The organism is Enterobacter sp. AN-K1, assembly GCF_020971765.1.
Taxonomy (GTDB): Bacteria; Pseudomonadota; Gammaproteobacteria; order Enterobacterales; family Enterobacteriaceae; genus Enterobacter; species Enterobacter hormaechei_C.
Window position 1 is genome coordinate 685,378 of the sequence record NZ_CP087390.1, and the last position, 12,549, is coordinate 697,926.

8 protein-coding genes are annotated in these 12,549 nt (G+C 55.5%); 5 read left to right on the plus strand and 3 right to left on the minus strand.

Going from position 1 to position 12,549, the window contains the following annotated elements; genetic code table 11:
* The first annotated feature begins 6 nt into the window (after positions 1–6).
* Positions 7–657: a response regulator transcription factor RcsB gene (gene rcsB, locus LOC22_RS03275; protein WP_003859405.1), complete on the plus strand. Its 651-nt coding sequence runs from the start codon at positions 7–9 to the stop codon at positions 655–657.
* Positions 658–768: 111 nt separating this feature from the next.
* Here rcsB and rcsC read toward each other — a convergent pair whose 3' ends face one another.
* A complete protein-coding gene (gene rcsC / locus LOC22_RS03280) occupies positions 769–3,615 on the minus strand; it encodes a two-component system sensor histidine kinase RcsC (protein ID WP_017383412.1) in 2,847 nt (948 codons plus the stop codon).
* Between the two features lie 135 nt (positions 3,616–3,750).
* The gene (gene gyrA / locus LOC22_RS03285; RefSeq protein WP_017693022.1) at positions 3,751–6,387 is read right to left on the minus strand and encodes a DNA topoisomerase (ATP-hydrolyzing) subunit A; all 2,637 of its coding nucleotides are present in this window, start codon (positions 6,385–6,387) and stop codon (positions 3,751–3,753) included.
* Positions 6,388–6,533: 146 nt separating this feature from the next.
* Between gyrA and ubiG the strand changes: the two genes are divergently transcribed.
* From ubiG to yfaE, 4 genes are all read left to right on the plus strand, one after another.
* On the plus strand, positions 6,534–7,262 hold the full coding sequence (ubiG, locus tag LOC22_RS03290) for a bifunctional 2-polyprenyl-6-hydroxyphenol methylase/3-demethylubiquinol 3-O-methyltransferase UbiG (protein WP_006811346.1): 729 nt from the start codon (positions 6,534–6,536) through the stop codon (positions 7,260–7,262).
* Positions 7,263–7,611: 349 nt separating this feature from the next.
* Complete coding sequence (gene nrdA, locus LOC22_RS03295) at positions 7,612–9,897, plus strand: class 1a ribonucleoside-diphosphate reductase subunit alpha (RefSeq protein WP_023295072.1); 2,286 nt, start codon at positions 7,612–7,614, stop codon at positions 9,895–9,897.
* Between the two features lie 100 nt (positions 9,898–9,997).
* Positions 9,998–11,128 (plus strand): class Ia ribonucleoside-diphosphate reductase subunit beta, encoded by a 1,131-nt coding sequence (gene nrdB / locus LOC22_RS03300; RefSeq protein ID WP_026080618.1) that lies wholly within the window; start codon positions 9,998–10,000, stop codon positions 11,126–11,128.
* On the plus strand, positions 11,128–11,382 hold the full coding sequence (gene yfaE / locus LOC22_RS03305; RefSeq protein WP_003859419.1) for a class I ribonucleotide reductase maintenance protein YfaE: 255 nt from the start codon (positions 11,128–11,130) through the stop codon (positions 11,380–11,382). Before nrdB ends, yfaE begins: the two co-directional genes overlap by 1 nt.
* 103 nt (positions 11,383–11,485) lie before the next feature.
* On the opposite strand, the gene glpQ is transcribed toward yfaE, so the two are convergent.
* Positions 11,486–12,544 (minus strand): glycerophosphodiester phosphodiesterase, encoded by a 1,059-nt coding sequence (gene glpQ, locus LOC22_RS03310; RefSeq protein ID WP_032654313.1) that lies wholly within the window; start codon positions 12,542–12,544, stop codon positions 11,486–11,488.
* Between the last annotated feature and the right edge of the window lie 5 nt (positions 12,545–12,549).

Consider the following 12,549-nt stretch of genomic DNA (forward strand, 5'->3'; position numbering starts at 1 on the left):
TTATACATGAACAATATGAACGTAATTATTGCCGATGACCATCCGATTGTACTGTTCGGTATTCGCAAATCACTTGAACAGATCGAGTGGGTGAATGTAGTCGGTGAATTTGAAGATTCCACAGCCCTCATTAACAACCTGCCTAAACTTGATGCGCACGTGCTCATTACCGATCTCTCCATGCCTGGAGATAAGTACGGTGATGGGATCACGCTCATCAAATACATTAAACGCCACTTCCCGGACATTTCGATCATTGTTCTGACCATGAACAATAACCCGGCGATCCTGAGCGCCGTTCTGGATCTCGATATTGAAGGGATTGTGCTGAAACAAGGCGCACCTACCGATCTGCCAAAAGCGTTGGCGGCGCTACAGAAAGGGAAAAAATTCACTCCTGAGAGCGTCTCACGCCTGCTTGAAAAAATCAGTGCGGGTGGCTATGGCGACAAGCGTCTCTCGCCTAAAGAGAGTGAAGTACTGCGTCTGTTCGCTGAAGGTTTCCTGGTCACTGAAATCGCCAAGAAGCTGAACCGCAGTATTAAAACCATCAGTAGCCAGAAAAAATCCGCGATGATGAAGCTGGGTGTGGATAACGATATCGCCCTGCTGAACTATCTCTCTTCCGTGACGCTGAGCGCAACGGACAAAGATTGATCTTCGCTGTCTACGCCGGGTGGCGCTCGCGCTTACCCGGCCTACAGACCCCGTAGGCCCGCGCAAGCGCCGCGCCGCCGGGTACATAAAAAAGGCCCTTTCGGGCCTTTTTTATTGTCTCGCTTTTCGTACCCGCTCCGCATACACGGACAGTGTCTGCTTCAGTACATCCAGCGTGACCGGCTTCGACAGGCAGCTGTCCATTCCCGATTCCAGACAGCGCTGCTTCTCCTCCGCCAGCGCGTTGGCTGTCACCCCCACCACCGGCAGCGTCAGCCCCAGCTGTCGGATACGCTGCGTCAGACGGTAGCCGTCCATGTTAGGCATATTTACATCGCTGAGCACAATATCAATATGGTTCTTACTTAAGACATTCAGGGCATCCACGCCATCATTGGCCGTTTTACACTGATAGCCCAGAGAGCCAAGCTGATCTGCGAGCAGACGACGGTTAATCGGATGATCGTCGACGACCAGAATCATCATATCGTCGTTCACCGACGCCAGCTCATCAGGGGAAGCCAGCACGGTGGCGCCGTCGCTGTCCTCAAGCTGCACGCTGTAAATACGCGCCAGCAAGCCCAGCAGCTCGTGCGGTGTCGCCACGCTGTGCACCCATACCCCAGGCGAACGCTCAAGCGGAATACCGATATGACGGCGGCAGAACATCACTACGCCGCGCCCCGCCCACGCCTGCTCCGGCTCAACGTCGGTGATCAGCATGTCATCCGCGTCCGGCGTCTGGCCTTCGTAGCGTGAAACCCGCACGCCGCTGCTGGTCAGCATCGAGGTCAGGAAATCATGTAAGGAGGCGTTGTGCACCGCCAGCCAGCAGTGCTTATCGCTCAGCCCGTCGACCGTAGTTTTCGCCGGATAGTGTGCCGAATAGAGCGGAATACGAATGGTGAACTGGCTGCCCATACCCGGCTCAGTATCGACGGAGATATCCCCGTCCATCATGCTGATAAGCTTCTCGCAAATCGCCAGACCTAGCCCGGTCCCCTGGAAATTACGCTGGACGCCGGTTCCCACCTGGAAGAACGGATCGAACAGGCGAACGACCTCTTTCGCCGGAATGCCAACACCCGTGTCGCGCACGCGAATGGTCAGGTACTCCCCTGCCCGACAGACGTGCAGCACAATACAGCCGATATCGGTGAATTTGATGGCGTTGCTCAGCAGGTTTGAGATGACCTGTTGCAGACGCATCGGATCGCCATGCAGCGTCAGCGGCACATCCGGCTCGATAAAGCAGTACAGCCCAAGCTGTTTACGCACCACCAGCGGCAGGTAGTTAGCGCAGATATGGTTCATCACTTCGCGCGGGGAGAACTCGCGCGGCTCTATTTTCAACTGCTCGGATTCAATTTTAGAGAAATCGAGAATATCGCTGATGATTTTCAGCAGCAGGCTGGACGAGTTGTTCATGGCCGTCACCAGCCGGTCGACCCCTTTCGGCAGCTCTTTGGTCTGGAGCAGGTCGAGGTTACCGATAATGCCGTACAGCGGCGTTCGCAGCTCATGGCTGACGGTCGCGAGGAACATCGATTTCGACTGACTGGCCTGCTCCGCCGCCTGCGCCATATCCTGCAATGACTCTTCCATTTTCACGCGCGCAGAGACGTCCACCAGCACGCAAATGGCCACGTTTTCATTGCGGTAGCGAGAATGGACGAAGCTGATTTGCAGGTTGGTGTGGGTGCTGGTCAGCACATCCACAAAGTTAACCTGCTGACCGCAAATGATCTGCGTTAACCGCTGGCGGTCTTCATGCGTGAGCATGTTCAGGTAGTTATGGGCAAGCTCATTACTGAGGATATTTGTCCCGTCCTGAGTACGCAGGATGCAGATCCCCACCGGCGCCGAGGCGACAATTTTACGGTTAAACTGCTCATGCTCTTCCAGACGCTGAGCATCCGCTTCCGCCGGAATAAAGATCCGCCGCTCATACATTCTCGCCAGCATAAACAGCGCGACGCCTACCGCGATGTTCAGCAAAATGGCATTAAGGATCAGGATGCGAATGCGCTCCAGGACCTTGTCCACCGGCAGCGAGTAGACAATGCTCAGCGACGATGGCGGTAAACTTTTCTTCAGCACCAGCTCGCGGAACCCGGAGGTATAGCCAAACCATGACCGCTCCTGCATCCAGCTGGGTTCCACCTTCAGGCGGTTTTCAGGGCCGGTAAGGGAGATGAGCGGATGGCCGTTTTCATCCAGAATGGTCACGCCCATCGGCAGACTGCCCGGCGTGAAGAAGTTTTCCATGCGGATGGTTTGTTCAATCCCCAGCAGCGCTTGCAGGCGGTTTCCGAGGTAAACCGGAGTCAGGGCATAGAAATAGCCGACGCCCATGCGCGGCCCCTGGCTTATCCAGAAGATGTTGTTCCCGCGCTCTTCCTGAGGCGCATTGCGGTATTTCACTATACGCTCATGCAGACTTTTCAGCGCGTCTTCGCGTTCGACGGGCATATCCCGCAGGCCGAAATCCGCCATGCAGAGATTTTCGTTGCCAATCAGGTAGACGCGGTTCAGGTCGTAGGCGGCCGAGAAGTTATCGCGCCAGTAGCGCATAAACCATGACAGGGACTCCAGTGAACCACGCCAGGCTTTGCCCATGGCGGAACAATCGGAGTCCGGGAAGAGCGGTTCGAAATCAGGTACTTCGGTTTTTTCATCCCGACCGCGGATAGCAAGAATGCCGTTCTCCGCCGTGAGTCGATTCTCAGCAATATACTTAAGCTCTTTCATCACGTCAGACGTGCGCTGGATATAGCGCTGAGCCTGATCCGAGCTTAAGTTAAACTCCTGGCGGATCTCCGCTTCTTTCTGGTGTAACGCGTTAACAATGTAAAACACCGAGAGCAGTGCCACCAGCAACCATAGCAGTAGCGCAAGCGCCCGAAACAGATAGCGAGAGACTTTTAACGTGGTACGAAAGGAGACGAGGTATTTCAAAGGGGCGAGGCTCCGCCGTCGGGGTCAAAAAGAATGTGGTTAAGGTAGCGGTAAACGCGGCTTGTCGCAACGTTCACTTGTCTGCTTGCGCAAAACAAAAGGGCCGGAAACCGGCCCTTTATGCGTCAGGAGACGTTACTCGTCAGCGTCATCCGCTACTTCATCATCGGTGTCCGCTTCCGGGGCGATTTCATCATCCCCTTCCGCAACGCTGCCGTCGATAGAGTCGAGCTCTTCGTCATCCACCGGCTCAGCAACGCGTTGCAGACCGACGACGTTTTCATCTTCCGCAGTGCGGATGAGGATTACGCCCTGGGTGTTACGACCCACCACGCTGATCTCAGACACGCGGGTACGCACCAGCGTACCGGCATCGGTGATCATCATGATCTGGTCCGCGTCGTCCACCTGCACCGCGCCAACAACGGAACCGTTGCGCTCGGTCACTTTGATGGAGATAACGCCCTGCGTGCCGCGAGACTTGGTCGGGTATTCGCTTTCCGCCGTACGTTTACCGTAGCCGTTCTGGGTGACGGTCAGGATTGCGCCTTCGCCACGAGGAACGATCAGGGAAACCACGCTGTCTTCACCCGCCAGCTTGATACCACGCACGCCGGTCGCCGTACGACCCATTGCGCGCACGGCGTTCTCTTTAAAGCGCACCACTTTACCGGCGGCAGAGAACAGCATGACTTCATCAGAACCGGAGGTCAGATCCACGCCGATCAGCTCATCGCCTTCGTTCAGGTTCACCGCGATGATCCCGGCAGAACGTGGACGGCTGAACTCGGTCAGCGCGGTTTTCTTCACGGTACCGCTCGCGGTCGCCATAAAGACGTTCACGCCCTCTTCGTACTCGCGTACCGGCAGAATAGCGGTGATACGTTCGTTCGCTTCCAGCGGCAGCAGGTTGACGATAGGACGACCCCGCGCGCCACGGCTCGCTTCCGGCAGCTGATAGACTTTCATCCAGTACAGACGGCCCCGGCTGGAGAAGCAGAGGATCGTGTCGTGGGTGTTGGCCACCAGCAGACGGTCAATGAAGTCTTCTTCTTTAATACGCGCCGCAGATTTGCCTTTACCGCCACGACGCTGTGCTTCGTAGTCGGTCAACGGCTGATACTTCACGTAGCCCTGGTGAGACAGCGTCACTACCACGTCTTCGCGGTTGATCAGATCTTCAATGTTGATATCAGAGCTATTGGCTGTGATTTCGGTGCGACGCTCGTCGCCGAACTGATCGCGAACCAGCTCCAGCTCTTCACGGATCACTTCCATCAGGCGCTCTGCGCTACCCAGGATATGCAGCAGCTCGGCAATCTGCTCCAGCAGCTCTTTGTACTCGTCGAGCAGTTTTTCATGCTCAAGGCCGGTCAGTTTCTGCAAACGCAGATCCAGAATCGCCTGGGCCTGCTGTTCAGTCAGGTAGTACTGACCGTCACGCACGCCGAATTCCGGTTCCAGCCACTCAGGACGCGCAGCGTCATCACCGGCACGTTCCAGCATTGCCGCCACGTTGCCCAGATCCCATGGACGCGCAACCAGCGACGCCTTCGCTTCTGCCGGCGTCGGCGCACGGCGGATCAGCTCGATGATCGGGTCGATGTTCGCCAGCGCAACGGCCAGTGCTTCAAGGATATGGGCACGGTCGCGCGCTTTGCGCAGTTCGAAGATGGTACGACGGGTCACCACTTCACGGCGGTGACGCACGAACGCGCTCAGGATCTCTTTCAGGTTCATGATCTTCGGCTGGCCATGGTGCAGCGCAACCATGTTGATACCGAAGGAGACCTGAAGCTGAGTCTGGGAGTAAAGGTTGTTCAACACAACTTCACCCACCGCGTCGCGCTTGATTTCAATCACGATGCGCATACCGTCTTTATCAGACTCGTCACGCAGCGCGCTGATGCCTTCAACGCGTTTTTCTTTTACCAGCTCGGCGATTTTTTCAATCAGTCGCGCTTTGTTCACCTGATACGGGATCTCGTGAACAATAATGGTTTCACGGCCGGTTTTAGCGTCCGCTTCCACTTCGGCGCGGGCACGGATGTAAATCTTGCCGCGACCGGTGCGGTACGCTTCTTCAATACCGCGACGGCCATTGATGATTGCCGCCGTCGGGAAGTCCGGGCCCGGGATGTGTTCCATCAGCCCTTCAATGCTGATGTCTTCATCGTCAATGTAGGCCAGGCAGCCGTTGATCACTTCCGTGATATTGTGCGGTGGAATGTTGGTTGCCATACCGACGGCGATACCGGACGAACCGTTCACCAGCAGGTTTGGGATCTTCGTTGGCATAACGTCAGGAATTTTTTCCGTGCCGTCGTAGTTATCAACGAAATCAACCGTCTCTTTTTCCAGGTCAGCCATCAGCTCATGGGCAATCTTCGCCAGACGGATTTCCGTATAACGCATTGCCGCGGCGGAGTCGCCGTCGATAGAACCAAAGTTACCCTGACCATCTACCAGCATGTAACGCAGCGAGAAGGGCTGCGCCATACGGACAATGGTGTCGTACACCGCGGAATCACCATGAGGATGGTATTTACCGATTACGTCACCAACGACACGGGCAGATTTTTTGTAGGCTTTATTCCAGTCATTGCCCAATACGTTCATGGCGTATAGTACGCGACGGTGTACCGGCTTCAGGCCATCGCGGACGTCCGGCAGCGCACGGCCAACAATGACCGACATCGCATAGTCCAGATAGGAGCTTTTCAGCTCTTCCTCGATGTTAACCGGTGTAATTTCTCTCGCAAGGTCGCTCATCTAACCGCTATCCCTCTACTGTATCCCGGATTCAAAGGTCGCAAATTATAACACAGCCGCGGTGATACAGGTAAACCTATACGCTTTATTCACAGGGATTGCCTGATATACTCATTTGTCTTGCTAAATAAGGAGTAAAAGCGCCCATGAATGCCGAAAAATCCCCGGTGGCTCACAACGTTGACCACGAAGAGATTGCCAAATTTGAAGCGGTGGCGTCCCGCTGGTGGGATCTCGAAGGTGAGTTCAAACCTCTGCATCGTATTAACCCGCTGCGTCTGGGCTATATCGCGGAGCGTTCCGGCGGTCTGTTCGGTAAGAAAGTGCTCGACGTCGGCTGCGGCGGCGGCATCCTGGCGGAAAGTATGGCGCGTGAAGGGGCCACCGTCACCGGTCTGGACATGGGCTTCGAACCTCTACAGGTTGCGCGTCTTCATGCGCTGGAGTCCGGCGTACAGGTAGAATATGTCCAGGAAACCGTGGAAGAGCACGCGGCAAAACATGCGCACCAGTATGACGTGGTGACCTGCATGGAGATGCTGGAGCACGTTCCCGATCCGCAGTCGGTGGTCAGCGCCTGTGCAAAACTGGTGAAACCGGGTGGACAGGTCTTCTTCTCGACCATCAACCGCAACGGCAAAGCCTGGCTGATGGCCGTGGTAGGCGCGGAATACGTGCTGCGCATGGTGCCGAAAGGGACGCACGACGTGAAGAAGTTCATCAAGCCTGCCGAACTGCTGGGCTGGGTTGACCAGACATGGCTTAAGGAGCAGCACATGACGGGTCTGCACTACAATCCGCTGACGGATAAATTCAAACTTGCCCCAGGTGTGGATGTTAACTATATGTTGCACACAACCGCCAAAAACGACTAACGTCATCCGTTATTCTTATAATGATTGCGCGACATCATGTTGCGCAATTCTGACCTCCCGTTGAAGAAATCAGCACTCGATCAAATTTTGAATTTTTTTTCTTAATTATTGACATCTCTTCCAGGCCTTACGGCACGAGGACTTAGCCTTTTTTACCCTTTCACAACCTCAATTTAACGTCAAAATCAACCCTTGTGCTGAAAAGATTCGATACTAGAATACTCACCATATAGCGTTCTTCTTATCGCAAAACCCCTATATGTAGTATTTATCCACAGAGTTAGTCACAAGACGGTTCTGTGGATAAGCGGGGGATATTTTTTTATTTCACGGACAGGTAAAAACCCACATGAATCAGAGTCTGCTGGTGACAAAGCGCGACGGTACCACCGAGCGTATCAATCTGGACAAAATCCATCGAGTTCTCGACTGGGCAGCAGAAGGACTGAACAACGTATCTATCTCCCAGGTTGAACTGCGTTCTCACATTCAGTTCTACGACGGCATCAAAACGTCTGATATCCACGAAACCATTATCAAAGCCGCGGCAGATCTGATCTCCCGCGACGCACCGGATTATCAGTACCTCGCTGCGCGTCTGGCGATTTTCCACCTGCGTAAAAAAGCCTACGGCCAGTTCGAGCCGCCGAAGCTTTACGATCACGTAGTGAAAATGGTCGAGCTGGGCAAATACGACACGCATCTGCTGGAAGACTATACGGAAGAAGAGTTCGAGCAGATGAACGGGTTTATCGATCACTGGCGCGACATGAACTTCTCCTACGCAGCGGTGAAGCAGCTCGAAGGCAAATACCTGGTTCAGAACCGTGTGACGGGCGAAATCTACGAGAGCGCCCAGTTCCTCTATATTCTGGTGGCCGCCTGCCTGTTCTCTAATTACCCGCGTGAAACCCGTCTGGACTACGTGAAGCGTTTCTACGATGCGGTCTCTACGTTCAAGATTTCTCTGCCTACGCCAATCATGTCTGGCGTGCGTACCCCTACCCGTCAGTTCAGCTCCTGCGTACTGATCGAGTGTGGTGACAGCCTGGATTCTATCAACGCGACCTCCAGCGCCATCGTGAAATACGTCTCCCAGCGTGCCGGTATCGGCATCAACGCCGGCCGTATCCGTGCACTGGGCAGCCCGATCCGCGGCGGTGAAGCGTTCCACACCGGCTGTATTCCGTTCTACAAGCACTTCCAGACGGCAGTAAAATCCTGCTCTCAGGGCGGCGTGCGTGGTGGTGCAGCGACCCTGTTCTACCCGATGTGGCACCTGGAAGTGGAAAGTCTGCTGGTTCTGAAGAACAACCGCGGCGTGGAAGGCAACCGCGTGCGTCACATGGACTACGGCGTGCAGATCAACAAGCTGATGTACACCCGTCTGCTGAAAGGGGAAGACATCACCCTCTTCAGCCCGTCCGACGTCCCGGGTCTGTACGACGCGTTCTTCGCTGATCAGGACGAGTTCGAGCGTCTGTACACCAAATATGAAAAAGACGACAGCATCCGCAAGCAGCGCGTGAAAGCGGTCGATCTGTTCTCCCTGATGATGCAGGAACGTGCCTCTACCGGTCGTATCTACATCCAGAACGTTGACCACTGCAACACCCACAGCCCGTTTGACCCGGTGGTTGCGCCAGTGCGCCAGTCTAACCTGTGCCTGGAGATCGCCCTGCCGACTAAACCGCTGGAAGACGTGAACGACGAAAACGGTGAAATCGCGCTCTGTACGCTGTCCGCGTTCAACCTGGGTGCGATTAAGAGCCTGGACGAGCTGGAAGAGCTGGCGGTGCTGGCGGTTCGTGCGCTCGACGCCCTGCTGGATTACCAGGATTACCCAATCCCGGCGGCAAAACGCGGCGCAATGGGCCGTCGCACTTTAGGTATCGGCGTGATCAACTTCGCCTACTGGCTGGCGAAAAACGGCAAGCGTTACTCCGACGGCAGCGCCAACAATCTGACGCACCAGACGTTCGAAGCGATCCAGTACTACCTGATGAAAGCCTCTAACGAGCTGGCGAAAGAGCAAGGCGCGTGCCCGTGGTTCAACGAAACCACCTACGCGAAAGGCATTCTGCCGATCGACACCTACAAAAAAGACCTGGATGCGATCGTCAGCGAGCCGCTGCACCTCGACTGGGAAGGCCTGCGCGAGTCCATTAAAACTCACGGCCTGCGTAACTCCACGCTCTCTGCCCTGATGCCGTCCGAGACCTCTTCGCAGATCTCCAACGCCACCAACGGTATTGAGCCACCGCGCGGCCACGTCAGCATCAAAGCGTCGAAAGACGGCGTGCTGCGTCAGGTGGTGCCGGATTACGAAACGCTGGGTGACAACTACGAGCTGCTGTGGGAAATGCCAAACAACGACGGCTATCTGCAACTGGTGGGTATCATGCAGAAGTTTATCGACCAGTCGATCTCTGCCAATACCAACTACGACCCAACGCGCTTCCCGTCTGGCAAGGTTCCGATGCAGCAACTGCTGAAAGACCTGCTCACTGCCTACAAATTTGGCGTGAAAACGCTGTACTATCACAACACCCGTGATGGTGCGGAAGACGCCCAGGACGACCTGGTGCCGTCAATTCAGGACGATGGCTGCGAAAGCGGCGCATGTAAGATCTAAGCACTTCGCCGGGTGGCGCTACGCTTACCCGGCCTACGGTTTTGTAGGCCCGGCAAACGCAGTGCCGCCGGGCAATAAAATCTCAACAGGACTCACCGCAATGGCATATACCACCTTTTCACAGACGAAAAACGACCAGCTCAAAGAGCCGATGTTCTTCGGCCAGCCGGTCAACGTGGCACGCTACGATCAGCAAAAATATGACATCTTCGAAAAGCTGATTGAAAAGCAACTCTCCTTCTTCTGGCGTCCGGAAGAAGTTGACGTTTCCCGCGACCGTATCGATTTCCAGGCGCTGCCGGAACACGAAAAGCACATCTTCCTCAGCAACCTGAAGTACCAGACGCTACTGGACTCCATCCAGGGCCGTAGTCCGAACGTGGCGCTGCTGCCGCTGATCTCGATTCCTGAGCTGGAAACCTGGGTGGAAACCTGGGCGTTCTCCGAGACGATCCACTCCCGCTCTTACACCCACATCATCCGCAACATCGTGAACGATCCGGCGGTGGTGTTTGACGATATCGTCACCAACGAGCAGATCCAGAAGCGCGCGGAAGGCATTGCGCACTACTACGATGAGCTGATCGAGATGACCAGCTACTGGCATCTGCTGGGCGAAGGCACGCATAACGTGAACGGCAAAACCATTACCGTAAACCTGCGAGCCCTGAAAAAGCAGCTGTACCTGTGCCTGATGAGCGTTAACGCGCTGGAAGCGATCCGCTTCTACGTGAGCTTCGCCTGCTCCTTCGCCTTTGCCGAGCGCAAGCTGATGGAAGGCAACGCCAAAATCATCCGCCTGATCGCCCGTGACGAAGCCCTGCATCTGACCGGGACTCAGCACATGCTGAACCTGCTGCGCAGCGGCGCGGACGACCCGGAAATGGCTGCGATTGCCGAAGAGTGCAAGCAGGAATGCTACGATCTGTTCGTGCTGGCCGCCCAGCAGGAGAAAGAGTGGGCAGACTACCTGTTCCGCGACGGCTCCATGATTGGCCTGAACAAAGACATTCTGTGCCAGTACGTGGAGTACATCACTAACATCCGCATGCAGGCTGTGGGTCTCGATCTGCCATTCCAGACGCGCTCTAACCCGATTCCGTGGATCAACACCTGGCTGGTGTCCGATAACGTGCAGGTTGCGCCGCAGGAAGTGGAAGTGAGTTCTTATCTGGTCGGTCAGATTGATTCTGAAGTCAACACCGACGACCTGAGCGATTTCCAGCTCTGATGAGCCGCGTAACGCTGAGCCTTTCTGGTACAGAGGTGTTGTGCCAGGAAGAGCACCCTTCTCTGCTGGTGGCGCTTGAAGCGCATCAGGTAGAAGTAGAGTACCAGTGTCGTGAAGGCTACTGCGGCTCCTGCCGCTGCCGTCTGGTCGCAGGCCAGGTAGACTGGCTGACCGAACCGCTGGCCTTTATCAGCGAAGGGGAAATTTTGCCCTGCTGCTGCCGGGCAAAAGGCGATATTGAGATCGAGATGTAATTACCCTTGTTCCCTCTCCCTGTGGGAGAGGGTTAGGGTGAGGGCATCAGGCCGCAGAGCCTGATTGTCGGGTGGCGGCTTCGCCTTACCCGACCTACCAAACCTATTTCCGGTGAATGAATTCGACCGCTTTATCCGGGAAATCCGTAAACAACCCGTCCACATCCGCCTGGTTATACAGTACGTCGTAAAGCTGATTCACGTCCGTCGCATACTCCGGCAGCTGGTCTGCGCGTACGGTATACGGATGCACCTGCATCTTGCTCGCATGCGCCTCTTTCACCATCGCCGTCAGCTTCACGTGACCCGGCGTTGAGCCTTCCGCCACCAGCATGTGGTAATCCGGCCCGATGCCGTCGGCGTACTGCGCAATCTGCTTCATCGCGCCCGGCTTAAACATCCAGTCGTAGCTGTAGTTCACCCACTTCCCGTCCGGCTGTTTTTCCTGGGTTTCATTCCAGTCGGTATACGCAATCAGCTGCACCAGATTGAGATCCATCCCCATTTTCGGCTCCAGCTCGGTTTTGATGCGCTTCAGTTCCGCGGCGTCGAAACATTGCAGGAAAACCTTATCCTGCTTGCTGGTGTAGCCGTACTTTTTCAGTACCTCCAGCGTCTTCGCGGCAATGTCCTTCCCTTCCTGATGGTGGAACCACGGCGCTTTGATTTCCGGGTAGATACCGATATTTTTTCCTGTCGAGTGGTTCAGCCCCTGAACAAACTCGATCTCCTCTTCGAAGGTGTGAATACGGAAGTCAGACTTGCCCATCGGGAAACGTCCCGGATAGACCTGTACCTTCTTACCGTTTTCAATCTCGAAGCCCTCGGTAAACTTCAGCGAGCGGATCTCCGCCAGCGTGAAGTCGATGGCGTAGTAGCGACCATCTTTACGGGCGCGATCCGGGAAACGCTCCGCCACGTCCGTCACGCGGTCAAGATAGTGGTCATGCAGAACGACCAGCTGGTCGTCCTTCGTCATCACCAGATCCTGCTCCAGATAATCCGCGCCCTGGGCATAGGCCATCGCTTTTGCCGGCAGCGTATGCTCCGGCAGATAACCGCTGGCGCCACGGTGGGCGATCACGATTTTATCCGCCGCCAGCGCGGAGCCTGTCATCAGGCCCGCCAGCAGCAGGCCTGTCGCTAACTGAGTTAATTTCATCGCAA